27 protein-coding genes and 1 pseudogene are annotated in these 25170 nt (G+C 52.7%); 10 read left to right on the top strand and 18 right to left on the bottom strand.

From position 1 onward, the window contains the following. Positions 1 to 121: 121 nt before the first annotated feature. The 7 genes and pseudogenes from AC3ITF_RS01315 to livK all read right to left on the bottom strand — a co-directional run. Positions 122 to 391 (bottom strand): annotated as a pseudogene (locus tag AC3ITF_RS01315) (dTDP-glucose pyrophosphorylase); the annotation flags it as partial. 20 nt (positions 392 to 411) lie between these two features. Beyond that, a complete protein-coding gene (locus AC3ITF_RS01310; RefSeq protein WP_489176085.1) occupies positions 412 to 693 on the bottom strand; it encodes a hypothetical protein in 282 nt (93 codons plus the stop codon). Positions 694 to 792: 99 nt separating this feature from the next. Next, positions 793 to 1506 (bottom strand): high-affinity branched-chain amino acid ABC transporter ATP-binding protein LivF, encoded by a 714-nt coding sequence (livF, locus tag AC3ITF_RS01305; protein ID WP_146718205.1) that lies wholly within the window; start codon positions 1504 to 1506, stop codon positions 793 to 795. A 17-nt stretch (positions 1507 to 1523) separates the two neighbouring features. Next, positions 1524 to 2291 carry a high-affinity branched-chain amino acid ABC transporter ATP-binding protein LivG gene (livG, locus tag AC3ITF_RS01300; RefSeq protein WP_096759231.1) on the bottom strand — a complete coding sequence of 256 codons (768 nt, stop codon included), beginning with the start codon at positions 2289 to 2291 and terminating at the stop codon, positions 1524 to 1526. Then, a complete protein-coding gene (gene livM, locus AC3ITF_RS01295) occupies positions 2288 to 3568 on the bottom strand; it encodes a branched chain amino acid ABC transporter permease LivM (RefSeq protein WP_096759230.1) in 1281 nt (426 codons plus the stop codon). The genes livG and livM overlap by 4 nt, the downstream gene beginning before the upstream one ends. Beyond that, positions 3565 to 4491: a high-affinity branched-chain amino acid ABC transporter permease LivH gene (livH, locus tag AC3ITF_RS01290; RefSeq protein WP_096759229.1), complete on the bottom strand. Its 927-nt coding sequence runs from the start codon at positions 4489 to 4491 to the stop codon at positions 3565 to 3567. The genes livM and livH overlap by 4 nt, the downstream gene beginning before the upstream one ends. A gap of 47 nt (positions 4492 to 4538) precedes the next feature. After that, positions 4539 to 5648, bottom strand: coding sequence for a high-affinity branched-chain amino acid ABC transporter substrate-binding protein LivK (gene livK, locus AC3ITF_RS01285; RefSeq protein ID WP_115257271.1), 1110 nt, complete (start codon positions 5646 to 5648; stop codon positions 4539 to 4541). A gap of 424 nt (positions 5649 to 6072) precedes the next feature. Between livK and panM the strand changes: the two genes are divergently transcribed. Continuing rightward, a complete protein-coding gene (panM, locus tag AC3ITF_RS01280; protein ID WP_174361258.1) occupies positions 6073 to 6456 on the top strand; it encodes an aspartate 1-decarboxylase autocleavage activator PanM in 384 nt (127 codons plus the stop codon). 86 nt (positions 6457 to 6542) lie between these two features. Here the strand turns inward: panM and AC3ITF_RS01275 are convergent, their stop codons facing one another. From AC3ITF_RS01275 to ftsY, 5 genes are all read right to left on the bottom strand, one after another. Next, entirely contained in the window at positions 6543 to 7646 is a 1104-nt protein-coding gene (locus AC3ITF_RS01275) for a branched-chain amino acid ABC transporter substrate-binding protein (RefSeq protein ID WP_138140553.1), read from the bottom strand. 322 nt (positions 7647 to 7968) lie between these two features. Then, positions 7969 to 8823: an RNA polymerase sigma factor RpoH gene (gene rpoH, locus AC3ITF_RS01270; RefSeq protein ID WP_096759226.1), complete on the bottom strand. Its 855-nt coding sequence runs from the start codon at positions 8821 to 8823 to the stop codon at positions 7969 to 7971. 254 nt (positions 8824 to 9077) lie between these two features. Then, a complete protein-coding gene (ftsX, locus tag AC3ITF_RS01265; protein WP_096759225.1) occupies positions 9078 to 10136 on the bottom strand; it encodes a permease-like cell division protein FtsX in 1059 nt (352 codons plus the stop codon). Continuing rightward, a complete protein-coding gene (ftsE, locus tag AC3ITF_RS01260) occupies positions 10129 to 10797 on the bottom strand; it encodes a cell division ATP-binding protein FtsE (protein WP_096759224.1) in 669 nt (222 codons plus the stop codon). Before ftsE ends, ftsX begins: the two co-directional genes overlap by 8 nt. A gap of 2 nt (positions 10798 to 10799) precedes the next feature. Beyond that, on the bottom strand, positions 10800 to 12320 hold the full coding sequence (ftsY, locus tag AC3ITF_RS01255; RefSeq protein WP_137399867.1) for a signal recognition particle-docking protein FtsY: 1521 nt from the start codon (positions 12318 to 12320) through the stop codon (positions 10800 to 10802). A 274-nt stretch (positions 12321 to 12594) separates the two neighbouring features. Here ftsY and rsmD point away from each other — a divergent pair, with 274 nt between their 5' ends. Next, the gene (gene rsmD / locus AC3ITF_RS01250) at positions 12595 to 13191 is read left to right on the top strand and encodes a 16S rRNA (guanine(966)-N(2))-methyltransferase (protein ID WP_411509538.1); all 597 of its coding nucleotides are present in this window, start codon (positions 12595 to 12597) and stop codon (positions 13189 to 13191) included. Beyond that, the gene (locus tag AC3ITF_RS01245) at positions 13181 to 13456 is read left to right on the top strand and encodes a DUF1145 family protein (protein ID WP_181630000.1); all 276 of its coding nucleotides are present in this window, start codon (positions 13181 to 13183) and stop codon (positions 13454 to 13456) included. Before rsmD ends, AC3ITF_RS01245 begins: the two co-directional genes overlap by 11 nt. Before the next feature lie 52 nt (positions 13457 to 13508). Here the strand turns inward: AC3ITF_RS01245 and AC3ITF_RS01240 are convergent, their stop codons facing one another. The 4 genes from AC3ITF_RS01240 to AC3ITF_RS01225 all read right to left on the bottom strand — a co-directional run bounded on the left by AC3ITF_RS01240 (position 13509) and on the right by AC3ITF_RS01225 (position 15978). Further along, entirely contained in the window at positions 13509 to 14012 is a 504-nt protein-coding gene (locus tag AC3ITF_RS01240; protein WP_249359153.1) for a DUF1240 domain-containing protein, read from the bottom strand. A 1-nt stretch (position 14013) separates the two neighbouring features. After that, complete coding sequence (locus AC3ITF_RS01235) at positions 14014 to 14892, bottom strand: hypothetical protein (RefSeq protein WP_411509537.1); 879 nt, start codon at positions 14890 to 14892, stop codon at positions 14014 to 14016. 9 nt (positions 14893 to 14901) lie between these two features. Beyond that, positions 14902 to 15381 carry an Hcp family type VI secretion system effector gene (locus AC3ITF_RS01230; protein ID WP_181629995.1) on the bottom strand — a complete coding sequence of 160 codons (480 nt, stop codon included), beginning with the start codon at positions 15379 to 15381 and terminating at the stop codon, positions 14902 to 14904. A gap of 237 nt (positions 15382 to 15618) precedes the next feature. Then, positions 15619 to 15978, bottom strand: a complete 360-nt coding sequence (locus AC3ITF_RS01225; RefSeq protein ID WP_115257266.1) for a DUF2500 domain-containing protein — start codon at positions 15976 to 15978, stop codon at positions 15619 to 15621. Positions 15979 to 16119: 141 nt separating this feature from the next. Here AC3ITF_RS01225 and AC3ITF_RS01220 point away from each other — a divergent pair, with 141 nt between their 5' ends. Further along, positions 16120 to 16746, top strand: a complete 627-nt coding sequence (locus tag AC3ITF_RS01220; RefSeq protein ID WP_096759219.1) for a lysoplasmalogenase — start codon at positions 16120 to 16122, stop codon at positions 16744 to 16746. A gap of 75 nt (positions 16747 to 16821) precedes the next feature. Further along, entirely contained in the window at positions 16822 to 19032 is a 2211-nt protein-coding gene (zntA, locus tag AC3ITF_RS01215; RefSeq protein WP_489176084.1) for a Zn(II)/Cd(II)/Pb(II) translocating P-type ATPase ZntA, read from the top strand. Between the two features lie 101 nt (positions 19033 to 19133). Here zntA and tusA read toward each other — a convergent pair whose 3' ends face one another. After that, on the bottom strand, positions 19134 to 19379 hold the full coding sequence (gene tusA, locus AC3ITF_RS01210; RefSeq protein WP_003827551.1) for a sulfurtransferase TusA: 246 nt from the start codon (positions 19377 to 19379) through the stop codon (positions 19134 to 19136). A gap of 169 nt (positions 19380 to 19548) precedes the next feature. Here tusA and AC3ITF_RS01205 point away from each other — a divergent pair, with 169 nt between their 5' ends. Together AC3ITF_RS01205 and AC3ITF_RS01200 are read left to right on the top strand one after the other, a co-directional pair. Beyond that, complete coding sequence (locus tag AC3ITF_RS01205) at positions 19549 to 20214, top strand: 7-cyano-7-deazaguanine/7-aminomethyl-7-deazaguanine transporter (RefSeq protein ID WP_096759217.1); 666 nt, start codon at positions 19549 to 19551, stop codon at positions 20212 to 20214. Between the two features lie 72 nt (positions 20215 to 20286). Further along, complete coding sequence (locus tag AC3ITF_RS01200) at positions 20287 to 20844, top strand: DcrB family lipoprotein (RefSeq protein ID WP_115257264.1); 558 nt, start codon at positions 20287 to 20289, stop codon at positions 20842 to 20844. 3 nt (positions 20845 to 20847) lie between these two features. On the opposite strand, the gene AC3ITF_RS01195 is transcribed toward AC3ITF_RS01200, so the two are convergent. Further along, a complete protein-coding gene (locus AC3ITF_RS01195; protein ID WP_096759215.1) occupies positions 20848 to 22065 on the bottom strand; it encodes an MFS transporter in 1218 nt (405 codons plus the stop codon). A 132-nt stretch (positions 22066 to 22197) separates the two neighbouring features. On the opposite strand from AC3ITF_RS01195, the gene AC3ITF_RS01190 reads away from it, so the two are divergent. From AC3ITF_RS01190 to AC3ITF_RS01180, 3 genes are all read left to right on the top strand, one after another. Continuing rightward, a complete protein-coding gene (locus AC3ITF_RS01190) occupies positions 22198 to 23247 on the top strand; it encodes an AI-2E family transporter (protein WP_115257262.1) in 1050 nt (349 codons plus the stop codon). 415 nt (positions 23248 to 23662) lie between these two features. Then, positions 23663 to 24040 carry a hypothetical protein gene (locus tag AC3ITF_RS01185; RefSeq protein ID WP_135912828.1) on the top strand — a complete coding sequence of 126 codons (378 nt, stop codon included), beginning with the start codon at positions 23663 to 23665 and terminating at the stop codon, positions 24038 to 24040. A gap of 68 nt (positions 24041 to 24108) precedes the next feature. Continuing rightward, positions 24109 to 25170, top strand: coding sequence for a class I SAM-dependent methyltransferase (locus AC3ITF_RS01180; RefSeq protein ID WP_115257260.1), 1062 nt, complete (start codon positions 24109 to 24111; stop codon positions 25168 to 25170).

The following is a 25170-nucleotide window of genomic DNA, read 5'->3' as shown; positions in this document are numbered from 1 at the left end:
ACAGAGAGATGGCAAGGCAGTGAAGGCGTAGTGACAGGAAAATGCGGGGTGGTGCACAACAAAGCCGGGTAGTGGTGATGTCTTACCCGGCCTACGGAGGGATTTTATCAGTCCAGTAAAATCAGGAAGATTGCGCGAAAGTAAATTCCAGCGCCAAACCCAGGATCTGCATACCATGGATGTTTTCTTCCGGAGATATCGCCACCAGGCTTTCCAGAAACTTGAGTTGGCGTGACTGGGCGTTAATGATGCGTTTTCCCCGTAACGCAGGAAGTTTCAGCGAAGAGATGGGATAAACCACGCGACCACAGACTTCCACCGGCAGATTGCGCAGATCGACCTGCTGGAGTACTCCCACAGAGGAATACAGCAGCGCAACTGGCGTAACGGCAAGCAACAGCGTTGCCGGCCTTAATCTCTACGCCAGCGTCGTTCGTACTCATTCTGTAAACGCTGCTGCTCCCGCCGCTCACGCTCACGCTGGATATCCGATTTTTCATCTTCCCAACTCGGGCACACCGAGCTGGTGAATACTTCGCAGGGCGAGTTGGATTGTGCTAACGGATTGGTGGTTTTTTCTTCCCAGATAGCGGGATCGCGCGGGTCGAACGTTTGCGGCTTCAATGCCTGAGCGCTGGATGAGAGCGCCAAAAACAGACTTCCAATAACCATGCAGGTGCCAGAACGTCGCATCCTTTCTCCGTGTTCATTTTATTATTGATAATTATTCTCAATAATAACATGGAGCAATAAAAAGGGGCCGCATCGGCCCCTGGTCTATTTCAAGGAATATTACCCGCCCAGATAGGCGCTGCGCACCGCTTCGTTGGCCAGCAGCGCATCGCCGGTGTCCTCCAGAACCACATGACCGTTTTCCAGCACGTAGCCGCGATCGGCGAGCTTCAGCGCCTGATTGGCGTTCTGCTCGACGAGGAAGATGGTCATCCCCTGCTCACGCAGCTGTTCGATGGTGTTAAAGATCTGCTGGATGATAATCGGCGCCAGCCCCAGAGATGGTTCATCAAGCAGCAGCAGGCGTGGCTGGCTCATCAGCGCGCGGCCAATCGCCAGCATCTGCTGTTCACCGCCGGACATGGTGCCCGCCCGCTGAATACGACGCTCATGCAGGCGTGGGAACAGGTCATACACCCACTTGATACGTTCCTGAAACTGGTTGCGTTCAACAAAGAAGCCACCCATTGCCAGGTTCTCTTCCACCGTCATGCGCGAAAACACGCGACGCCCTTCCGGGACAATCGCCACCGCTTCACGCATGATTTTCGCCGTCTGCCAGTCGGTGATGTCTTTACCATCAAAAACAATGCGCCCGCTGGTCGCTCGCGGATCGCCGCACAATGTGCCGAGCAGCGTGGTTTTACCCGCACCGTTGGCACCGATTAACGTCACGATCTCACCCTGATTGATATACAGACTGACGTCGTGCAGCGCCTGGATCTTTCCGTAGTGGGCGTTCACCTTGTCAAACGTTAACATCGCTTTATCCATCTTTTGGCTCGCCCCCATTATGCTTCACCTAAATAGGCGCGGATGACATCCGGGTTATTACGAATCTGTTCCGGCGTCCCGTTTGCCAGCGGCGTGCCCTGGTTCACCACGTAGATACGGTCTGAAATCCCCATCACCAGCTTCATGTCATGTTCAATCAACAAGATTGAAGTGTTGTGATGATTACGCAGCTCAGCAATCAGCTCATCCAGCTCTTTAGTCTCTTTCGGGTTGAGCCCCGCGGCAGGTTCGTCGAGCATCAGGATTTCCGGCTGGGTCACCATGCAACGAGCAATCTCCAGACGACGCTGGTCACCATAGGCCAGGTTACTGGCCTGACGGTTGGCGTGTTCCAGCAGACCGATACGCTCAAGCCAGGTGGCAGCACGGTCCAGTGCTTCGCTCTGGGCACGACGGAAAGACGGGGTTTTCAGCAATCCGGAGAAGACACCGGTTTTCAGCTGTTGGTGTTGCGCCACCAGCAGGTTTTCAATCACCGTCATCTCGCGGAACAGACGCACGTGCTGGAAGGTGCGCACCACGCCCATGCGGGCAATTTGCTGGCCCGGCAGCCCTTCCAGATGCTGATCGCGCAGCTTGATCGTCCCCCCCGTCGGCTTGTAAAAACCGGTCAGACAGTTGAAAACCGTGGTTTTACCCGCACCGTTTGGCCCGATTAACGAGACAATTTCCTGCGGCCTCAGTTCCAGTTCAACGTTGTTGACCGCCAGCAGACCGCCGAAGCGCATCATCAGGCCGTTCACGGATAATAATGGCTGACTCATGCCTGCTCCCCTTCTTTCGCTTGCCCGTTTTTCAACTTCAACTGTGGACGGGTCATCGGCAGAAGCCCCTGTGGGCGCCAGATCATCATCAGTACCATCAAACCACCGAGCATCAACATGCTGTATTCATTGAAATCACGCATCAGTTCGCGTGACACCACCAGCAGGATGGCCGCCAGGATCACCGCAAACTGCGACCCCATGCCACCGAGGACTACAATCGCCAGTACGAAGGCCGATTCAGCAAAAGTGAAAGACTCCGGACTAACGAAGCCCTGACGCGCAGCAAACAGCGTGCCGGCAAAGCCGGCAAACGCGGCACTGATGGTAAAGGCGGTCAGCTTGATACGTGTTGGGTTTAAACCCAGCGAGCGGCAGGCGATTTCATCTTCACGCAAGGCTTCCCACGCGCGGCCCAGCGGCATACGCAGCAGACGGTTAATGACGAACAGTGAGAAAACCACCAGCAGCAACGCCACCAGATAGAGGAAAATCACACGGTCAGACGGGTCATACTTCACGCCGAAGAAGTTGCTGAAGGTATCCCAGCCGCCTTCGCGGGCGCTACGGCTGAACTCGAGACCGAAGAGAGTCGGTTTCGGGATCTGGCTGATGCCGTTCGGGCCACCGGTCACTTCAGTATTGTTCAGTAACAGAATACGGACGATCTCACCAAAACCTAAGGTCACAATCGCCAGATAGTCACCGCGCAGACGCAGTACCGGGAAGCCGAGCAGGAAACCCGCTGCCGCAGAGACCAGGCCTGCCAGCGGCAGGCAGGTCCAGAAACCGAGACCGTAATAGTGGTTCAACAACGCGAAGGTGTAAGCACCGATAGCATAAAAACCCCCGTAGCCCAGCACCAGCAGACCAGAAAGCCCCACCACTACGTTTAAGCCCAGACCGAGGATGATATAGATCATCGTCAGCGTGGCGATATCGACCGTGCCGCGTGAGACCATAAACGGCCACGCTACGGCAATCACCAGCAGCGCCACCAGGAACAGTTTTTGTTTGACGGTGGAGCCGTCAATCGCCGGCAGAATAAACTTCGGGCCGGAAACTCGCTTCATGCTGTGCTGGAAAGCCGGGCGCAGCAGCTGGAACAGAAAAACGACTCCGGTGCCGATAAACACCCACTGCCAGCGAATATCACTGGCGACATCAACGACCAGCTTGGTGCCATCCAGCTCTAACTGAACGCCCATAAAGACGCCCGCGAGGATGAAAAACATGGCGGCAGAGAGCAGCGCCATCGCAACGTGCATTGGTTTCATACTTTCTCTACCTCCGGGCGACCCAGAATACCGGTCGGCATCACCAGCAGCACGATAATCAGCAGTGCAAACGACACCACGTCTTTGTATTCCGTACTCAGATACGCAGAGGAAAGCGCTTCCGCTACACCCAGAATCAGACCGCCAATCATCGCCCCAGGGATGCTACCGATGCCACCCAGTACGGCGGCGGTAAAGGCTTTCATCCCGGCCATAAAGCCGATATACGGGTTGATAACGCCGTAGAATTGACCGAGCAGCACGCCCGCCACTGCCGCCATCGCCGCACCGATCACAAAAGTCAGCGCAATCACGCGGTCAGTGTTAATACCGAGCAGGCTGGCCATTTTCAGATCTTCTGCACAGGCGCGACACGCACGGCCCATACGCGAGTAGCGGATGAAAATCGTCAGCGCCAGCATGGCTACAAAGGTCACAACCCAGATAACCGCCTGCATGGTCGTAATGGAGGCAGAGAAGTTTTCGCTACTGCCGATGGTCCACTGGCCGTTAAACAGGCTGGGCAGCGCCACGTCGCGCGAGCCTTCGGTCAGGCTGACGTAGTTTTGCAGGAAGATGGACATCCCGATAGCGGAAATCAGCGCAATCAGGCGCTTGGAGCTGCGCACGGGCCGGTATGCCACGCGTTCAATACTCCAGCCGTAGGCGCTGGCAATCACGATAGCGCCGACGAATCCGGCCGCTACCAGCAGCCAGCTGGTATCAATACCCATCATCATTAGCGCAGCGATGATCATAAAGGAGACATAGCTGCCGATCATATACACCTCGCCGTGGGCGAAGTTGATCATGCCGATAATGCCGTACACCATCGTGTAACCGATAGCGATCAGCGCGTAGGTGCTTCCCAGCGTGACGCCGTTAAACATCTGCTGTAAGAAATAGAGGAACTGCTCGGACATATGCAAACCTTTTCATACCCGCCCGGCATCACCGGGCGGTGGGATAATTATTTGGCTACCGAGGACGACCCGTCGGCGTGCCACTGGAAGACACCAAACTCAAATCCCTTTAGATCGCCTTTTTCATCCCAATTCAGCGGCCCAATCACGGTATCAGCCCCGTGTGCTTTTAAATCTTTCACCAGATCCAGCGGTTCTTTGCTGCCGCTGCGATCCAAAGCGGTTGCCAGCGACTGCACAGCGGCGTAGGTGATCCACACATATGGTCCGGTCGGATCTTTCTTGTCCGCTTTGAGCGCATCGACGATAGCCTTATTCGCCGGATCCTGGTCATAGCGTTTTGGCATGGTCACCAGCATGCCTTCGCCTGCCTCGCCCGCGATGTTGGACAGTGACGCATTACCCACGCCTTCTGGTCCCATAAACTGCGTTTTCAGGCCCACAGAGCGCGCCTGACGCAGCATTTGTCCCATTTCCGGGTAGTAGCCACCGTAATAAACGAAGTCGATGTTTTCTTTCTTCAGACGGGCAATCAGCGCAGAAAAATCTTTTTCTCCGGCAGTGATCCCATCAAAGAAGACGATATTGGCTTTGCCCGCTTTCAGGCTGTCTTGTACCGAGCGCGCCAGTCCTTCACCGTACTGCTGCTTATCATGGAGGATGGCAATACGCTGAGGCTTAACCGTCTCAAGAATATATTTCGCCGCGGTGGGTCCCTGAGAGGAGTCCAGACCGGCCGTACGCATGATGTGCGCGTAGCCGCGCTGCGTCAGTTCCGGGTTGGTGGCACCCGGGGAAATCATCAGGATGCCTTCATCTTCGTAGATGTCGGATGCAGGTTGAGTCGACGATGAGCACAGGTGACCAATCACATACTGAATGCCGTCGTTAACGATTTTATTCGCCACGGCCACCGCCTGTTTTGGATCGCAGGCGTCGTCATATTCCACGCCCACCAGCTTGTCGCCTTTGATGCCACCTTTGGCATTAATATCTTTAATCGCCTGACGCGCGCCATTGAATTCCATATCGCCCCACTGCGCGACCGGACCTGACATTGCCCCGACCACAGCGACTTTGATCTCCTCCGCCATAGCCGTGTGCGACATTGCCAGTGCGATTACCCCTGCGATGATTGTCTTCGCATTCCTTTTCATTCCTGAATCCCCATTCGTGATGTTGTGTATTTATTTTGTATTTATATGGTTAAAAAGCAGACTGTGCTTTTTTTGAACTGTACTATTTTTACCAGTCTGATTAATGGTTTAGCACAGTTTTTTAAGCAAATTATCGCTAAAATCTCTATTTTTCAGTCGATTAAGAAAAGATAATATTCTGATTTTCACTATAGATAAACAAAAAAAAGCACGTTTGTCAGCATAAAATAATGGCACAAAGAGCGGAATAAAATGCTGCATCCCAGGGTAATATCCTGCCTGTTTTTCAATGCCTAATGTTTCAAACTGTAATTATCGTTGTTATAAAATTAATCACCTGGTTATTCACATAAAAAAGAGAAAGCGTCCGGGGGAATTATTTCGGTACACTGATTTCATCTTTTGTGATTTGGACACGCTGTCAATGAAGCTGACCATCATTCGTTTAGAAAACTTTAGTGCTCAGGACAACATTGATCTGGGCAAAATCTGGCCGGAATATTCCGCCTCATCTCTACGCGTCGATGACGCTCACCGGATCTATGCTGCGCGGTTTAATGAGCGCCTGTTAGGCGCAGTACGCGTCACCCTGAGCGGTACGCAAGGCGCGCTGGATTCCTTACGCATACGCGAAATCACCCGCCGTCGCGGCGTCGGGCAGTATTTGATCGAAGAAGTGATCCGCGAAAACCCTGACGTGAGTTCATGGTGGATGGCAGATGTAGGCGTGGAAGATCGCGGCGTGATGGCCGCATTTATGCAGGCATTAGGGTTTAGCGCACAGGCGGATGGCTGGGAGAAACGGTAATAAAAAAGCCGGATGGCGCTGACGCTTATCCGGCCTATGAAGTGCTCGTTGTAGGCCCGGTAAGCAAAGCGCCACCGGGCAGTTACTCACTTAGCGTCTGTAGCCGTACCGTTAGCATGCCAATCAAACACGCCGAACTCGAAGCCTTTCAGGTCACCCTTCGCATCCCATGACAGCGGCCCCATCACGGTTTCAACAGAGTTTGCTTTCAGGTATTTAGCAATTTCAGCCGGATCGTCGGAATGGTTCAGACCAGCCTGCAATGATTGCAGCGCAGCGTAGGTGGTCCACACAAACGCGCCGCTTGGATCCTGTTTCTTGGCCTTGATGGCATCCACGATCGGTTTGTTCGCCGGAACCTGATCATAGTTCTTCGGCTTGGTCACCAGTAAGCCTTCCGCAGATTCACCGGCGATGTTAGACAGCGACACGTTCGCCACCCCTTCTGGTCCCATAAACTGGGTTTTCAGGCCAGCAGCACGCGCCTGACGCAGGATCTGCCCCATTTCCGGGTGGTAGCCACCGTAGTAAACAAAGTCGATGTTATCTTTCTTCAGACGCGCCACCAGGGTGGAGAAGTCTTTCTCACCGGCGGTGATACCGTCAAAGAACACCACATCAGCATTCGCTTTCTTCAGGTTGTCTTGCACAGAGCGCGCCAGACCTTCACCGTACTGCTGCTTGTCGTGAACGATGGCAATGCGTTTCGGCTTCACTTTTTCAACAATATATTTCGCGGCGGTTGGCCCCTGATCAGAGTCCAGGCCAGTGGTACGCATCACCAGATTATAGCCACGCGCGGTCAGTTCCGGCGCGGTTGCCGCCGGGGTGATCATCAGAATGCCTTCATCTTCATAGATATCTGACGCGGGCTGAGTAGAAGACGAGCACAGGTGACCGATAACGTATTTAATCCCGTCGTTAACCACTTTGTTGGCAACCGCTACCGCCTGTTTCGGGTCACAGGCATCGTCGTATTTCACCACGACCAGCTTGTCACCCTTCACGCCGCCTTTGGCGTTAATGTCTGCAATCGCCTGTTCTGCACCGGTAAACTCCTGGTCGCCATACTGCGCCACCGGACCCGACATCGCGCCGACGACGGCAACTTTAATATCCTTAGCAAAGGCCATATTGCTCAAAGACAGGGCGATACATCCTGCCAATAACGCTTTACCCTTCATATTCATCCTGACAATCCCCATTATTGTGGTTATTACGTGTGTTGTGATGTTGTTGTTCAGCACTTTATTTCGATTATTGGATAGCTACCCGTGCTTTAGCAGCATACTCTGCTAAAACATACCCGATTTTTATTATTTTGGAATAGCTAATTTTACATCCAGATAACAGATTCGTGTCGGTGGGAGGGGAGGAAAGGCCCGTTTGCCCGATAAGCGAAGCGCCATCAGGCAAACGTGTTGCCGGATGGCAGCGTAAACACCTTATCCGGCCTACAAAAAACAAAACCCCCGAATTCACATTCGAGGGTTCATTGGCAATTCGCGAAAATTACGCTTCGATTGCCGCGCGGAGTTTTTTCATGGCGTTCTTTTCAAGCTGACGCACACGTTCAGCGGAAACACCGTAGCGATCGGCCAGCTCCTGCAACGTCGACTTGTTGTCTTCGTCGAGCCAACGGGCACGGATGATGTCCTGGCTACGTTCGTCCAGACCTTCCATCGCGTAAGTCAATTTGTTCGCCGCCTGCTCTTCCCAGTTATCGTCTTCAATGCCGTCAGCAAAGTTAGACGATTTGTCCTGCAGATAAAGCACCGGAGCCATCGGCTGGCTGTCGGACTCGTCGTCCGAAGACATGTCAAACGTCATGTCCTGCGCCGCCATACGGGATTCCATTTCGCGGACGTCTTTGCTGGAAACCCCCAGCTCGCGAGCGACCATTTCAACTTCATCCTGGTTAAACCAGCCCAGACGCTGCTTAGTTTTACGCAGGTTAAAGAACAGCTTACGCTGTGCTTTGGTGGTCGCGACTTTAACGATACGCCAGTTACGCAGAACGTATTCGTGGATCTCTGCTTTGATCCAGTGCACGGCGAAAGACACCAGGCGCACACCCACTTCCGGGTTGAAACGGCGCACGGCTTTCATCAGGCCGATATTACCTTCCTGAATCAGATCCGCCTGCGGCAGGCCATAGCCCGCGTAGTTACGAGCAACATGAACAACAAAGCGCAGGTGAGACAGGATCAGCGTTTTAGCTGCTTCCAGATCGCCCTGGTAATGCAGCTTTTCAGCCAGTGCCCGCTCCTCGTCAGCCGACAACATCGGCCACGCGTTTGCAGCCCGGATGTAAGATTCCAGGTTACCAACAGGGGCTAAAGCTAAATTTTGCATTTCTTTGGTCATTCAAATCCTCTCAATCTATATCATCTGGCGCGTTGAAAAATCGACAGCAACAACCATGCCAGAGCTTATGAGCAACGAGAATATCATTCAATCTTTTATCAGACAGTGATTTTATCCACAAGTTCCATGTCGTACTGTGTATACATTACGCACAAAATGTGACATCACAATGACTATGTCGGGAAGAGACAACAGGGACTCTTTCCCTGCAGAGCGAACTTCTCAGTGCAGGGAAAGATTATACCAGAGATTTTTTAATCAGGGGTAAAGTGGCGTAAATGTTGGACCGTGGCAAGCCAGGCTGCCACCCAGCCAATCATTGAGCACACCAGCAGCAGCAGCAGGCACTCGTCGAATGATAAGCCGTTGATATCAAATTTAGTTCCAAAAACCTGTGCCACTTCAGTGACCGCTGAAGACAGACGCATCACCAAAATTTCTGACAAAATCAGTGAAAGAAAAGCGCCCGAAAAGCCAAGCAGCGCTCCGCCGTAGAGGAACGGTCGCAGGATAAACCCATCCGTTGCACCAATCAGTTTCTGTACGTTGATGGTATCGCGACGGGCAAAAATGCTCAGTCGTACGCTGTTGCCGATAACCAGGAACACCGCGGCCACCATCAGCACGCCAATCATTGCCGAAACGCGCCCCACCAGACTCGTCAACGCCGCCAGCCGCGCAAACCAGCTGTCATCCATGCGCACTTCATCAATACCATTGATTTGTGCCACCCGATCACGCAGCGTGTTCAGCGACTCCGTGCCCTGGAAATCCAGTTTTGGGATAACCACCGCCACGGCCGGCAGCGGGTTCTCTTCCAGCATATCCAGCGCACCGCCAAAACCAGACCAGTTACGGAATTCACCCAGCGCATCGTCGCGGGAAAGATAATTCACCTTCTCCACGCCCTGCTCGGCCTGCAATTGACCAACCACCCGCGCCGCCGCGTCATCATCCAGCGTTTTCTGCAAATACACGGTGATCTGCGGGGACGGATAATACTGGCTTGCCGCCTGGTTTACGTTCTTATAGACCATGTAACACACGCTCGGCAGCGTCAGGGAGATGGCGATCACCATCACCGTCAGGAACGTCGCCAGCGGCTTGCTTTTCAGGTCCTGTAACGCGCCCTGGAACGCATAGCGTACCTGCTCGTTAAAGACATTGGTTTTACGTGAGTTCGGCTTTGGTGAGGATTTTGCCCGCTTCGGCGCGTTGCGTCCCCCGTCACCTGGCGCACCGCCCGATTTACGAAAACGATCCAGTCGCCCGCCGAACTGTTTGATTTGATTAATAGCGTCACGTCTATTCATGCGCCAGGCCTCCATGCAGGTGTCCGTCGCTCAGGACCATCTGGCGATAGGAACGACGGGAGATCAGCCCAATGTCGTGCGTCGCCATTAATACCGTAACCCCGACGCGGTTGAACTCTTCGAACAGGCGTAAGATCCCCTCCGACAACGCGTCATCGAGGTTCCCGGTCGGTTCATCCGCCAGCAGTACCGCAGGTTTATTCACCACCGCACGGGCAATTCCCACGCGCTGCTGCTCACCGCCGGAGAGTTGAATCGGGAAATTCTTCGCTTTGTCCAGCAGCCCGACCTTGTCCAGCGCCGCTGACACGCGGCGACGAATATCGTCCCCGCTGGCACCCGCGATAATCAGCGGAATCGCCACGTTGTCAAAAACGGTCCGATCCATCAGCAGATGGTGATCCTGAAAAATCATGCCGATCTGGCGACGCAGAAACGGCACTTCACGGTTTTTCAAACGGCTGATGTCATGCCCGCTGAAGGAAATTTTCCCGGCACTGGGCCGTTCAATCCCACAGATCAGCTTCAGCAGGGTACTTTTCCCCGCACCGGAGTGGCCGGTCAGAAACGCCATCTCGCCAGGCTGCATATGGAATGTGACTCCCTGCAGCGCTTGTCTCCCACCGAGATAGGCCTTGCTGACATGTTCAAAGCGAATCATTGTTAATCCTCTCGGGCAAAAAGTGCCTCTATAAAATCGTCCGCTTTAAACGGACGTAAATCCTCGATACGTTCGCCCACACCGATGTAGCGGATAGGGATGCCAAACTGGTCGGCAACCGAGAAAATTACCCCACCTTTCGCCGTACCGTCCAGCTTGGTCAGGGTAATACCGGTCAAACCCACCGCTTCATGGAACAGTTTGGCCTGGCTTATGGCATTCTGCCCGGTACTGGCGTCAAGGGTCAGCATAATTTCATGCGGCGCATCTTCGTCGAGCTTTTTCATCACGCGAACGATTTTTTTCAATTCTTCCATCAGATGCGCTTTGTTCTGCAAGCGACCTGCGGTATCGGCGATCAGCACGTCAACGTTACGCGCCTTCGCCGCCTGGATGGCATCAAAGATAACGGACGCGGAATCCGCGCCGGTATGCTGCGCAATCACCGGAATGTTGTTACGCTGGCCCCAGACCTGCAGCTGCTCGACCGCCGCCGCACGGAAGGTATCTCCCGCAGCCAACATCACCGATTTGCCCTGCTGCTCGAACTGACGTGCCAGCTTGCCGATGGTGGTGGTTTTACCCACACCGTTCACGCCAACCATCAAGATAACAAACGGCGTCTTACCATCCACATTTAGCGGTTCATCAACCTTCGCCAGAATCTCGCCCATTTCATCTTTCAGCAGACCGTACAGCGCTTCAGCATCTTTAAGTTGCTTGCGGCTGGCCCCTTCCGTCAGGTTGGCGATGATCTTACGGGTGGTTTCTACCCCCACATCGGCGATCAGCAACTGCTCTTCCAGTTCTTCAAACAGATCATCGTCGATCTTTTTACCGCGGAACAGACTGATAAATCCGGAACCGAGGTTTTCTTTGGTTTTTAGCAGGCTGCGTTTCAGACGCGCAAAGAAGCCTTCTTTCGTCGGTTTCTCCTGTTCTTGTACCGTTTCTTCTTCTGCTGGCTCTTCTACAGCAGGTTCTTCTACGACAGGTTCTTCTACCGGCACAACCATGACGGCTTCTTCTGCCGCTTCAGCAGCCAGCGCCTGCGCTTCCAGTTCTTCGTCGGTCAGCTGCGGTTCGTTTTCCGCTTCTTCTTCAACCGCTTCAACAATTTCAACGGTTTCCGCTTCAGCCTGCCATTCTTCTGGCGAAATTTCTTCGGTTTTTACTTCTTCCGGCAGCGGTAACTCTTCGTGTTCAATAACCGCCGTTGGCGCAGGGGCTTCAACAACCGGTTCAACCTCCGGCTGCGGTTGCTCGACCACAGGTTCTGGTTCAGGCTGCAGTTTTTCGATTTCTGCAACCTGTTCAGTGACTTCCACAACTTCAGCCGCAAAGGCCTCCGTTTCGGCTTCGCTATGGGTTTCCTGCGCGCGCGGCTGTTCCTCAACAACGGCAGATTCTTCTACAACCTGTTGTTGTTCTTCGTTTTTTAATTCTGTCTCGTTTTCCGGTGCCTGCTCTTTTTGACCAAAGCCCAGCCAGGAAAAAAAGCCACGTTTTTTCTCTTTCGCCATTTGCGACTACACTCCCCGCTGTTGCTTCATGGCACAGCGTCAACGCTATGTACATAGCAGCTAAAAAAATGATGAAATAGTCTATCACTTATACCCAATGAATTTCGAGTTACGTCAAGGCGGCAAGCGCACGAATCCCGATGAGCTTACTTTAGTAAGTGATTCGGGTGAGTAAGTGCAGCCAACGAAGAGGTCACTTGAAAGGCGACGGGTTAACTTAACTCACATCACCGCCTGGAATGACACGTCACCTGCGGATTGAGCAATAATAGAAATGAAAAAACCGAATCACTCAGGCAGCGGTCAGATCCGCATTATTGGCGGGCAATGGCGCGGCCGTAAACTCCCGGTTCCGGACAGCCCGGGTCTGCGACCCACTACTGACCGTGTCCGCGAAACGTTGTTTAACTGGCTGGCACCAATGATGGTCGATGCCCAGTGTCTGGACTGCTTTGCTGGCAGCGGTGCGCTGGGACTGGAAGCACTCTCCCGTTATGCCGCAGGCGCAACGCTTCTGGAAATGGATCGGGCGGTGTCTCAGCAGCTACAAAAAAATCTCGTCACGCTGAAGGCCAATCACGCCCGCGTCGTCAACACCAATACGCTGGCGTTTCTGGCTCAGACAGGGTCGCCGCATAATGTGGTGTTTGTTGATCCGCCGTTTCGTAAAGGATTACTGGAAGAAACATTAACGCTTCTGGAAACGAATGGCTGGCTGGCAAACGAGGCGTATATTTACGTTGAGAGCGAAGTCGAAAACGGCCTGCCGCCGGTTCCGGTTAACTGGTCGTTGTATCGTGAAAAAGTCGCCGGCCAGGTTGCCTATCGCCTGTATCAACGTGAAGCACGAGGAGAACACCATGCTGATTAACCTGGGACGCCTGCTGATGCTGGGCGTCTGGGCATTCTTGCTGCTCAACCTTTTTCAGCCCTTCCCGCGCCCGCTCAATATCTTCGTTAACGTGGCGCTGGTGTTTATGGTGCTGATGCACGGCATGCAGCTTGCGCTGCTAAAAAGCACCCTGCCGAAAGACGGCCCGCAGATGACCACCGGCGAGAAAGTGCGTATTTTCCTGTTCGGCGTGTTTGAGTTGCTGGTGTGGCAGAAGAAAATTAAAACGCAGTTGAAGAAATAAATCGTGATCCCTTCGCCCGGTGGCGCGTTGCGAGCCGGGCGAAAAAACGTCATCACGGTGGTAATATGCCGTCCAGTTGATCTTTCAGTTTTGGTATATCTTTACTGGCTCTTGTTTTCCTCAGGTATTTCACCTGCTCGCAAATCTCTTCTGTCCGGGTGTAATAGGTGCCAGACGTCGGGCCTGGACGCTCACATAAAACATAGTTAGTACCAAGAGGATAAAAAATGACAATAAAAGAGAGGATATTACCAATAACAAATCCTACCCCCGCAACATGGATACCGATAGTAAATGCCCTGTCGAAGAATTTAGGCGGCTGCATGCTTTTCGTAAAGGTCACGTAGGCAATACATAAAACAAAGAAAAACCCTACAGGAAACATAAGCAACAGACAAAACGACCCCCAGAAAAAATAAACAATGCTCCTGGATTCAATAAGATCGGTAATGTCTGGCACACTGGCATAATAAAACCCCCAACTAATCCCTCCCACAAAAAGCATAAAAAGAAACAAACAACATCTTTTCTTAATGCTCTCCAGATTAATATTCATATCAATAAATTCCGCCGTAAAGGGAGTTTCTGTACCCCAATCGTTGGGCGTTCCACTCTTCGATTCTTTGCCGTTCTTTAAGTCCCTCACGAATACACGCTATCAGTTTGTCTGATAGCTCATATTTTTTGTCCACTTCATTCAGAGACCAGGCAATGAATAGACCTAACGCAACAGCACCAATAATTTCTCCCCAAACGGGAACAGCCGCACTCGTTACAAAAAGAGAGACGCCCCAACGAATAACATTGCCTGATAATCTTGAGACAAAAACACTCACAATCACCTTCGCCACATCCATCGTCACATTCCCCAGCAATGCGGCAACGTCATGTTCTGATTTAAAGATAAACTCTATCAACCGCCAGCATGCGGAAAACCAGATGCAGAACCTGGCGCCTGACATAATACCGTTTCGAAACCCGGCGCTGCCAATGCCCACTTCAAGCACCCTGGGATGATTAATCCGGTAACGGGTGCCGTTCAGAATGCGCCGCAGAGAAGGGTAGCCAGTAATCTTCACATACAGCTTTCCCTGATAAGCATACTGCGTTGCTTTGATCCCAAGGCCTTTTAAGGTGAAGACTATTTTTCCGGCCTGCTGATAAGAAAAAAGCTTCGACAGCTTTCTAGTCGCATCAGCCGCATCTTTGATGTTACCGGCATAATTCGTCGAAAAACTGACGGGTTTACTGCCCAGTAAATCTTCAATCACGCCCTGCGCCTCGTCAGGGGTGAGCAACATGATGTGCTGGGCATTACCGGACAGATTATTTTGTAGCGTTCTGATTTCATTTTCGAAACGCTGATTACGCTGCCAATTATTTCCCCTGCGAATATCTTCACGATGATTCCTAATCCAGTCATAATACCCTTCCATTATTACTCCTTAAAAAATTCGTTCATCCCAGATGCTGTATGCACTGGTTCCTGCAATAAGGTGTTCCCAGGCAATAGACTCATACGACAGCTCAATAATTTCTTCTGGCTGCCCCGCGCTGTCATCAATGGTATGAGGTACCTGAAGATGGATGCTGGATATTCTGGCATTAATCAGTTTTAACGTGTAATAGCACTCGTTTAAACCCGTCTGACTGGTGCGATAGAAGCTAAATTCACAGCTCAATGTTTCATTTTCAGTTATGGCTTTACCTAATAACGGTGAGGATTTATCTACTGGCTTAATAAACGTCAAACATTGATGGTTCACATTTTGTACCCGGCTCATGCCATGATTAACTGTCATTACCATTATCTGATCACGATGGGCAGGTTGTGATTTATTTCCTATCGAATTTACCGAGGCGCATCCAGCAGAAATCAATCCCTGCGCCTGTCCATTCAAGGTTAACCACATTGCATTTGCCATATAAATTCCTTAGCCATTTAAAATTATATTTTTGTATACCTGATATAATATTGAAATAGTATGATAGTGAAAATCGGATAGCAGAATAGTGATGTGATCGATGTTGCATCACACAAAAAATATAATAATAACGGTATTACCACAGTTAAATAAATAACAACTATACTTGAATGATATTATATATTTCAGTTGAATTTATTGTCGCCAGTGGCGGAATAAATACTATGCCGTTCGGGGTTATTGCCCAGTCTTAAATCCCTCAAAGCGCGACCCTTTGTAACTCAGCGTGCCTTTATCGCCGACCGTTAACGCATGATACTGCTGTGCATCCAGGCGAAACGTCTGCTCCATTCCCCCGCTAAGTGGCTTAAAGCTCGCTTCATAACGCATGCTGGTACCCGCTGGAGTCACTTCCTGCTGGCGCGAACGTCGGTCATTCAGCGGTTTTTCCCGCTTATTGCTCACCACAACCTGCTTTTGCACCAGCGGCGCTGCATCATTATCCGCTTTTTCCCGGCGCTGCTGGACAAAGCGAAACGACGCGGCGACAACGATTAATACAATGATAACAATGAAAAAAAGTGGTGGCTTACTCATTTTATTAACCCATCAGAAAATGCGGAAATAAGCATACCCTGCCTGTTATGGTGTTGTCATCTGGCGGTATCGACCTCTACACTGGACAGAAGAGCCGTAAGCACCCCGCTTACGAAAAAATAACGAATTCAAGGAACTAAGATGCTTTGGTCGTTTATCGCTGTTTGTCTTTCCGCATGGCTGTTCGTGGATGCGTCCTATCGTGGCCCCACCTGGCAACGCTGGGTCTTTAAACCCCTGACATTATTGCTGCTGTTGCTGCTGGCCTGGCAGGCGCCAATGTTTAATGCCATCAGCTATCTGGTGCTGGCCGGCCTGTTGGCCTCACTGCTCGGCGATGCGCTGACGCTGTTGCCGCGTCAACGTCTGCTGTACGCCGTGGGGGCGTTTTTCCTGTCGCATTTGCTCTATACCATCTATTTCGCCAGCCAAATGACGATGTCATTCTTCTGGCCTCTGCCGCTGGTGCTGCTGGTATTGGGTGCCCTGCTGATCGCCGTGATCTGGACGCGGCTGGAAGAACTGCGCGTCGCCATCTGCACCTTTATCGGCATCACCCTGATGATGGTCTGGATGGCTGGCGAGCTGTGGTTCTTCCGCCCAACCGCCCCGGCGCTGTCGGCATTTATGGGTGCCTCATTGCTGTTCATCGGCAATATTGTCTGGCTGGGTAGTCATTATCGCCGCCGCTTCCGCGCCGATAACGCCATTGCCGCCGCCTGCTACTTCGCCGGACATTTCCTGATTGTACGTTCACTGTACCTTTAAAAACGCTTGACTCTGGAGTCGACTCCAGAGTGTATCCTCCGGTTAATACGAAATGATTATCAACCGGAGGATGCCATGTCGACGCCCGATACCAATGGCAAAAAGGCCCCACAATTTTCTTCATTCAAGCTCGCACCAGCACCCCAGAAGGTTGATGACTGCTGCAGTGAAGGCCGTTGCTCGACAGCCGCACCCTCACCCACGCCCGTATCCAATACGGTGGACGGCACGCGCTATACCTGGAAAGTCTCAGGCATGGATTGCGCCGCCTGCGCGCGTAAAGTTGAAAATGCGGTCCGCCAGGTCAGCGGCGTCAACCAGGTTCAGGTGCTGTTCGCTACCGAAAAACTGGTGGTCGATGCCGTGGCCGATATTCGCCAGAACATAGAAAACGCGGTGCAAAAAGCGGGCTATACCCTGCGCGATGAGCAAGCACCGGAAGCCGCACCCGAGTCGCGGTTTAAAGAAAATCTGCCGCTGATCACGCTCATCGTCATGATGGCGATTAGCTGGGGGCTGGAGCAGTTCAATCATCCCTTTGGTCAGATGGCGTTTATCGCCACGACGCTGGTCGGGCTGTATCCCATTGCCCGTCAGGCGCTGCGCCTGATGAAAACCGGCAGCTACTTTGCCATTGAAACGTTAATGAGCGTCGCCGCCATTGGTGCGCTGTTTATTGGTGCCACGGCGGAAGCCGCGATGGTACTGCTGCTGTTTTTAATTGGCGAACGCCTGGAAGGATGGGCTGCCAGCCGCGCCCGCAAAGGGGTCAGCGCGCTGATGGCGCTAAAACCCGAAACCGCAATCCGCCTGCGCAATGGCGAGCGCGAAGAAGTGGCCATTAACAGCCTCCAGCCCGGCGACGTGATTGAAGTGGCTGCAGGTGGGCGCTTACCCGCCGACGGCAAACTGGTCTCCGGCTTTGCCAGCTTTGATGAAAGCGCCCTGACCGGCGAATCTATTCCTGTCGAACGCGCCACGGGCGATAAAGTCCCGGCGGGCGCCACCAGCGTTGACCGCCTTGTCACGCTGGAAGTCCTGTCTGAACCGGGCGCCAGCGCCATTGACCGCATCCTGAAGCTGATAGAAGAAGCCGAAGAGCGTCGGGCCCCGATTGAGCGATTTATTGATCGCTTCAGCCGCATTTACACTCCGGCCATTATGGCAATCGCCCTGCTGGTCACTCTTGTTCCCCCACTGCTGTTTGCCGCTTCCTGGCAGGAGTGGATTTATAAAGGGCTGACGCTGCTGTTGATTGGCTGCCCGTGTGCGCTGGTGATCTCAACGCCTGCCGCAATTACCTCCGGGCTGGCGGCAGCGGCGCGGCGTGGGGCGCTGATTAAAGGCGGAGCCGCGCTGGAGCAATTAGGTAGGGTCACTCATGTGGCATTCGATAAAACCGGTACCCTAACCGTGGGTAAACCGCGCGTGACGGCGATTCATCCGGCGAGCGGCATCAGCGAGTCCGAACTGCTGGCGCTGGCGGCAGCGGTTGAGCAAGGTGCCACGCACCCGCTGGCTCAGGCGATTGTCCGTGAAGCGCAGACCCGTGAATTGACCATCCCGGCAGCACAAGCGCAGCGGGCGTTGGTGGGTTCGGGTATTGAAGCGCAGGTCAACGGCGAGCGGATACTGATTTGCGCAGCGGGCAAACAGCCTGCCGAAGCCTTAGCCGGACAGATTAGCGAACTGGAAAGCGCCGGGCAAACGGTGGTACTGGTGCTGCGCAACGATGCGGTGCTCGGCGTGCTGGCCTTACAGGATACACTGCGTGACGACGCCCTGACCGCCATCAACGAGCTTCATCAATTGGGCGTAAAAGGCGTGATCCTGACCGGGGATAACCCACGTGCGGCGGCAGCAATTGCCGGTGAGTTGGGGCTGGAATTCAAAGCAGGCCTGCTACCGGAGGATAAAGTTCGGGTAGTGACCAGCCTGAACCAGCAGTCCCCGCTGGCGATGGTTGGGGACGGGATTAACGACGCGCCGGCAATGAAAGCAGCCACCATCGGCATTGCGATGGGAAGCGGCACCGACGTCGCGCTGGAAACGGCGGATGCCGCCCTGACCCATAACCGCCTGCGCGGCCTGGTGCAAATGATCCAACTGGCGCGCGCCACTCACGCCAATATTCGCCAGAACATTGCCATTGCGCTGGGTCTGAAGGGGATTTTCCTGATAACCACGCTACTGGGGATAACCGGATTGTGGCTGGCGGTGCTGGCAGATACAGGTGCAACGGTACTGGTGACCGCCAACGCGCTGCGGCTGTTACGGAAAGGGTAGTGCCTGTTTCTCGCCTGATGGTGCTTCGCTTATCAGACCGACTGGTTGTTCGTCATTTGTAGGCCGGATTAGGCGCTTGCGCCGCCATCCGGCAAACAAGCTTACTGACCTTTGCGCACTAAATAGCGGTACGGCAGAGAGTCGGTCTCTTTGGCCACCAGCTCATGTTCCATAAACGTACAAAAGCCGGGAATGTCGCGGGTTGTCGCCGGATCGTCCGCGACAATCAGCAGCGTTTCACCGGCCTGCATGCCGCGCACAGTTTTACGCACCATCATCACTGGTTCCGGGCAGCGCAGCCCTTGGGCATCAAGGGTATGGTCGGGAGAGGTAAACAAATCGCTCATCGTTGTCTCGTTCAATAAAAAACGGCGTTATTTTACGCTCTGTTGGTCAGTAAGCCAATCAGGTTAACGATTGCGTGAAAAACAACCATTGCAAAGCCCTGTTAAAGCAGTATCATGCGACCGTTTTATTGGGTTCCCTCACCCCAATTCTTGACTAAAAAGGTACAATATGACTCCGTTTACACAAACTCAGCGCGTAAAAGCGTTGTTCTGGCTATCGCTATTCCATCTGCTGGTGATCACATCCAGCAACTATCTGGTACAACTGCCGATCACCATCTTCGGTTTCCATACCACATGGGGCGCCTTTAGCTTTCCGTTTATTTTCCTCGCCACCGACCTGACCGTTCGCATTTTTGGCGCACCGCTGGCACGACGCATCATTTTTGCGGTCATGATCCCCGCGCTGTTGATCTCCTATGGGGTTTCCGCGCTGTTTTATATGGGGTCCTGGCAAGGATTTGACGCGCTGCTGCACTTTAATCTGTTTGTCGCCCGTATCGCCGCCGCCAGCTTTATGGCCTACGCACTGGGTCAAATTCTGGATGTGCACGTCTTTAACCGCCTGCGTCAAAACCGCCGCTGGTGGCTCGCACCTACCGCCTCCACGCTGTTTGGCAACATCAGCGATACGCTGGCCTTCTTCTTTATCGCCTTCTGGCGCAGCCCGGATGCCTTTATGGCCGAGCACTGGATGGAAATCGCGCTGGTCGATTACTGTTTCAAGGTGCTGATCAGTATTATTTTCTTCCTGCCGATGTACGGTGTGTTGCTGAATATGTTACTGAAAAGGCTGGCAGATAAATCCGAAATCGCGGCATTACAGACGAGTTAAAGGTTCATTTTCCGAGTTGTGATAAGATGGACGAATGAGCCGTTATGGCCGTTTATCGAAAGGAAGAAGTCAATGCGCAATCTGGTTAAATATGTCGGTATTGGCCTGCTGGTTATGGGGCTTGCGGCCTGTGATAATAGCGATACCAAAGCGCCAGCCGAGGGTGCTGCCGCGGAAAGTAACGCCGCCGGACAACCGGTCAGCCTGCTGGACGGCAAGCTCAGTTTTTCCCTGCCAGCAGATATGACCGATCAGAGCGGCAAGCTGGGTACTCAGGCCAACAATATGCACGTGTATTCTGACGCAACCGGCCAGAAAGCAGTGATTGTGATTGTCGGTGATGACACCAGTGAAGACCTGACCGTGCTGGCCAAACGCTTGGAAGATCAGCAGCGTAGCCGTGACCCGCAGCTGCAGGTCGTCACCAACAAGTCGATTGAGCTGAAGGGCCATACCCTGCAGCAGTTAGACAGCATCATCTCCGCCAAAGGCCAGACCGCTTACTCTTCTGTGGTGCTGGGCAAAGTGGACAACCAGCTTCTGACCCTGCAGATCACGCTGCCTGCTGACGATCAGCAGAAAGCGCAGGCGACCGCAGAGAACATCATTAACACGCTGGTTATCCAGTAACGGTTAAGACGATGACACGGCCTCCGCAGAGTCCTCCGGGGGCCGTTTTTTTAACCGCCAGGTCAGCAATAACGCCACCGCCACCAGCCCGGCTGCCGCCAGATAAATAACCGGTACGCCCGCCCACGTCATCACCAGTCCCGCCAGCGGCCCGGTAATCCCCAGTGAGAGATCCATAAATACCGTGTAGGTCGCCAGCGCAGCGCCCTGATTCTGCTGCGGCACCGCTTTTACCGCCACCACGCCCAGCGCCGGGAACACCAGCGAGAACCCCGCACCTGCCAACAGAACGCCTACTTTCGCCATCCACGGCAGATCCGCCATCCCTACCAGCAGCAGCCCAACTATTTCCACGCTAAAACAGATCATCGCCACATTTAACCCGCCTAAGCGGTTAATGCCGTTTGGGAATAACAGGCGGGTCCCGACAAACGTACAGCTAAACAGCGTCAACGCGAATGCCGCGCCGTCCCAGCCTTTGGCGTCATAAAACAGCGTGATAAAGGTGGCGATCACCCCAAAACCAGCGGAAGCCAACGCCAGCGCCATACCGTACAACCAGACGCGCCCGAGCACCGCGCGAAACGGCATCGGCTTGCCCTTGCTGGCCTTCACCGCCGGACGTGGCAGCGCCAACAGTATTGCTAACAGAGCCACCGCCATGATGGTCAGCGCCAGTCCCTGCAAACCACCCCAGGCGTAACACAGCACGCCCAGCGGCGCGCCTATCGCCATCGCCCCGTAGGTGACGATACCGTTCCATGAAATCACCCGCCCAATGTGTATGGAGCCCACCACACCCACGCCCCACAGCGTTGAACCGGTACCGGCAAAACTTTGCCCAATCCCCAGGATCACACGCCCGAGGCACAGCAACAGTAAGCTCACCATCGGCCAGCCGCTGGTTGTTCCCGCCAGCAAATAGCCCAGGCCACTTAAAAAACAGCCGCACAGCCCGAACACGACAATCTTTTTCGGCCCCAGCAGATCGGCGTATCGCCCCGCATGCGGGCGGCTCAACAAGGTGGCGAAATATTGCAGGCTGATCACAAGCCCAGCCCAGAAGGCGCTAAAACCCATTACATCATGAACATATCCGGGTAGCACCGCGAGCGGCAAGCCAATAGTCAGGTAGCTGGCGAAGTTAAACATCACCACCGAGACAATGCGCAGATTAAGACGAAATCCGTTAAGCGCCGGTTCAGCGACGGGTTCGGGCATGAAGGGTCACCACATTTTTACAACAGTGTTTCATTTCTACCATGTTGCCGGGCAGAAATCAGCAGACAGTTTAGGAATATAGGTCGTAAGCCAGCCGCTACACTTAGAGCAAAACGTAAAAAGGAAGAACACATGACAAGCGCTCAGCCTGATAAAACAGGTTTGCATATTTTGCTCAAACTGGCCGCCCTGGTGGTGATCCTCGCAGGTATTCATGCGGCTGCCGACATTATTGTGCAGCTGTTGCTGGCCCTCTTTTTTGCCATCGTCCTGAACCCGCTGGTGACCTGGTTTATTCGCCGGGGGCTGCGTCGCCCGATTGCCATTACGCTGGTGGTGGTAGTGATGCTGTTCGTGCTCACCGCGCTGGTCGGCGTTCTCGCATCTTCAATCACGGAATTCATGGACATGCTGCCAAAGTACAACAAGGAGCTGACGCGCAAGGTCCTCTACGTGCAAGAGATGGTGCCTTTTCTTAACCTGCACATGTCGCCAGAACGTCTACTGCAACGTATTGACTCCGACAAGCTAATGACCTTCACGACCACGCTGATGACCGGACTTTCCGGCGCAATGGCCAGCGTCTTCCTGCTGGTAATGACGGTGGTGTTTATGCTGTTTGAGGTGCGCCATGTTCCTTACAAGCTGCGCTTTGCGCTGAATAATCCGCAGATCCATATTGCGGGTCTGCACCGTGCATTGAAGGGCGTTTCTCACTACCTGGCGTTAAAAACATTGCTCAGCTTATGGACCGGGGCTATCGTCTGGCTGGGACTGGCGCTAATGGGCATTCAGTTTGCGCTGATGTGGGGCGTGCTGGCATTCCTGCTTAACTATGTACCCAATATTGGCTCGGTGATTTCCGCCGTCCCTCCCATGCTGCAGGCGCTGCTGTTCAACGGGATTTACGAATGCGTGCTGGTCGGCGCCCTATTTTTGGTCGTACATATGGTGATTGGCAATATCCTCGAGCCGCGTATGATGGGCCATCGTTTAGGCCTGTCGACGCTTGTTGTCTTCCTGTCCTTACTGGTATGGGGATGGCTGCTAGGTCCGGTCGGCATGTTACTTTCCGTGCCGCTTACCAGCGTGTGTAAAATCTGGATGGAAACCACCAGGGGTGGCAGCAAGCTGGCAATTTTGCTTGGCCCCGGTAGACCGAAAAGTCGATTACCGGGATAAACTACCAGACAAGGTAGTTTATATATTACGAATAAGATGGTAATAACGCAGACATTACCATCTTAACTTAAATAAAAAACCAATATACAAAGTAAAACCATAATAACTAAAATAAAAAACCTTCCAAAAACACATCTCCGGCACTAACCCACTATATTTAAAAACCATTTAAATTGATGCGCTTAGCTTGATAACGTATACTTCGCACCAATCATGTTGCTGCAAAATTTTCAACTGAAGAAAACCATTAAATATTAAGAAATCATGCCACCAGCACCGTGTTATCTGTCATGTGGAATACAACTCTAATTTAGCTTAAATAAAGATACAGATGATGAAAGGCGAGAATAATTTCATCACTTATTATTTCAATCGTATAAAAATACCGTGATAGGGAGTTTTAATGAAACAGTATATTAAGTGGTTTGCCGCTATTGCGGTTGTCGGCGCGCTGGCAGGCTGTGCGCGTACTGCGCCGATCGATCAAGTTCACTCAAGCGTTAGCGCGGGGCACACTCAGGACCAGGTTAAAAACGCCATTCTAAAAGCCGGCATTCAACGCCAGTGGATCATGACGGAAATTAACCCGGGGGTGATCAAAGCTCGTCAACAGACACGCGATCACGTGGCAGAAGTCCGTATCACCTACACCGCGACCAGCTACGACATCAAATATGACAGCAGTCTTAACCTGCAGGCTTCAGGCGGAAAAATTCATAAAAACTATAACCGTTGGGTGCGCAATCTGGACAAAGACATTCAGGTCAATCTGGCAGCCGGTGCCAATCTGTAATTATGCCTAAAGTCGGGCCGATAAGGCCCGATAACCTCACTATCTGCCACTCAACAGGTTGTTCCCACATGTACGAACAGGACTCGCTCAGCGCACTGGATGCTATTACTGAAGCACAACGTATCGCATTTGCCCCTATGCTTTTTCAAACCGCGTTGTGCCTGCGAAATGCGGGAGTACTGACCTGGCTGGATAAGCAAGGTAAACGCGGCGCTACGCTCGACGAAATTACCGAAAACAGCACCATCAACGAATATGCCGCCAGCATATTGCTGGATATGGGATTAAGTGGGCGCATCATTACCCACAAAGAGGGATATTATTACCTCGCCAAAATCGGTCATTTTCTTTTACATGACACGATGACCAGAGTGAACATGGATTTCACTCAGGATGTTTGCTATCAGGGGCTGTTCTATCTGGAAAATGCGCTGAAAGAAGGTAAACCCGCCGGATTAAAAATATTTGGCGACTGGCCAACCATTTATCCCGCCCTGTCGCAATTACCGCTGGCGGCGCGTGAAAGTTGGTTTGCTTTTGATCATTACTATTCAGACGGGGCATTTGACGCGGCATTACCGTATGTATTCGCCAATGCCCCTGCAACCCTGTACGATGTCGGCGGAAATACCGGAAAATGGGCATTACGTTGTTGTCAGCATGATGACAATATCGCCGTCACGTTATTAGATTTACCACAACAAATTGCGCTGGCCCGTGAAAATATCGAAAATGCAGGATTATCTCATCGCATAAAGTTCCATGCTGTGGATATGCTTAGTGACTCGCCTTTACCCGCAGAGGCTGATATCTGGTGGATGAGTCAATTCCTGGACTGTTTTTCCCCGGAGCAAATTATCGCCATGCTGAGCAAGATTGCCGGCGTAATGAAACCCGGTGCCAAACTCTGCATTATGGAACTGTTCTGGGATGCGCAGAAATTTGAAGCGGCCTCATTTAGCCTGAATGCGTCTTCGCTTTATTTTACCTGTATGGCGAACGGCAACAGTCGTTTCTACAGCGTAGAGAAGTTTTATCACTATCTGAAACAGGCAGGTTTTCAGGTAGATGAACGCCACGATAACCTGGGTATTGGGCATACTTTATTGATATGCCAGAAGAAAAAATAA

Source organism: Citrobacter sp. KH_055_1, assembly GCF_057838705.1.
The sequence above is the reverse complement of the archived record's forward strand: the minus strand, read 5'-3'. Positions and strand labels throughout refer to the sequence as shown.

Coding starts and splice junctions, on each gene's coding strand:
- AC3ITF_RS01225 (WP_115257266.1), bottom strand. CDS start 15,978: ATGAGTAAGCCACCACTTTTTTTCATTGTTATCATTGTATTAATCGTT.
- AC3ITF_RS01310 (WP_489176085.1), bottom strand. CDS start 693: ATGCGACGTTCTGGCACCTGCATGGTTATTGGAAGTCTGTTTTTGGCG.
- AC3ITF_RS01230 (WP_181629995.1), bottom strand. CDS start 15,381: ATGGCAAATGCAATGTGGTTAACCTTGAATGGACAGGCGCAGGGATTG.
- tusA (WP_003827551.1), bottom strand. CDS start 19,379: ATGAGCGATTTGTTTACCTCTCCCGACCATACCCTTGATGCCCAAGGG.
- AC3ITF_RS01190 (WP_115257262.1), top strand. CDS start 22,198: ATGACAAGCGCTCAGCCTGATAAAACAGGTTTGCATATTTTGCTCAAA.
- panM (WP_174361258.1), top strand. CDS start 6,073: ATGAAGCTGACCATCATTCGTTTAGAAAACTTTAGTGCTCAGGACAAC.
- livF (WP_146718205.1), bottom strand. CDS start 1,506: ATGGATAAAGCGATGTTAACGTTTGACAAGGTGAACGCCCACTACGGA.
- AC3ITF_RS01205 (WP_096759217.1), top strand. CDS start 19,549: ATGACTCCGTTTACACAAACTCAGCGCGTAAAAGCGTTGTTCTGGCTA.
- zntA (WP_489176084.1), top strand. CDS start 16,822: ATGTCGACGCCCGATACCAATGGCAAAAAGGCCCCACAATTTTCTTCA.
- ftsE (WP_096759224.1), bottom strand. CDS start 10,797: ATGATTCGCTTTGAACATGTCAGCAAGGCCTATCTCGGTGGGAGACAA.
- livH (WP_096759229.1), bottom strand. CDS start 4,491: ATGTCCGAGCAGTTCCTCTATTTCTTACAGCAGATGTTTAACGGCGTC.
- AC3ITF_RS01275 (WP_138140553.1), bottom strand. CDS start 7,646: ATGAATATGAAGGGTAAAGCGTTATTGGCAGGATGTATCGCCCTGTCT.
- rpoH (WP_096759226.1), bottom strand. CDS start 8,823: ATGACCAAAGAAATGCAAAATTTAGCTTTAGCCCCTGTTGGTAACCTG.
- livK (WP_115257271.1), bottom strand. CDS start 5,648: ATGAAAAGGAATGCGAAGACAATCATCGCAGGGGTAATCGCACTGGCA.
- AC3ITF_RS01220 (WP_096759219.1), top strand. CDS start 16,120: ATGCTTTGGTCGTTTATCGCTGTTTGTCTTTCCGCATGGCTGTTCGTG.
- AC3ITF_RS01195 (WP_096759215.1), bottom strand. CDS start 22,065: ATGCCCGAACCCGTCGCTGAACCGGCGCTTAACGGATTTCGTCTTAAT.
- ftsY (WP_137399867.1), bottom strand. CDS start 12,320: ATGGCGAAAGAGAAAAAACGTGGCTTTTTTTCCTGGCTGGGCTTTGGT.
- ftsX (WP_096759225.1), bottom strand. CDS start 10,136: ATGAATAGACGTGACGCTATTAATCAAATCAAACAGTTCGGCGGGCGA.
- AC3ITF_RS01235 (WP_411509537.1), bottom strand. CDS start 14,892: ATGGAAGGGTATTATGACTGGATTAGGAATCATCGTGAAGATATTCGC.
- rsmD (WP_411509538.1), top strand. CDS start 12,595: ATGAAAAAACCGAATCACTCAGGCAGCGGTCAGATCCGCATTATTGGC.
- AC3ITF_RS01240 (WP_249359153.1), bottom strand. CDS start 14,012: ATGAATATTAATCTGGAGAGCATTAAGAAAAGATGTTGTTTGTTTCTT.
- AC3ITF_RS01200 (WP_115257264.1), top strand. CDS start 20,287: ATGCGCAATCTGGTTAAATATGTCGGTATTGGCCTGCTGGTTATGGGG.
- livG (WP_096759231.1), bottom strand. CDS start 2,291: ATGAGTCAGCCATTATTATCCGTGAACGGCCTGATGATGCGCTTCGGC.
- AC3ITF_RS01180 (WP_115257260.1), top strand. CDS start 24,109: ATGTACGAACAGGACTCGCTCAGCGCACTGGATGCTATTACTGAAGCA.
- AC3ITF_RS01245 (WP_181630000.1), top strand. CDS start 13,181: ATGCTGATTAACCTGGGACGCCTGCTGATGCTGGGCGTCTGGGCATTC.
- livM (WP_096759230.1), bottom strand. CDS start 3,568: ATGAAACCAATGCACGTTGCGATGGCGCTGCTCTCTGCCGCCATGTTT.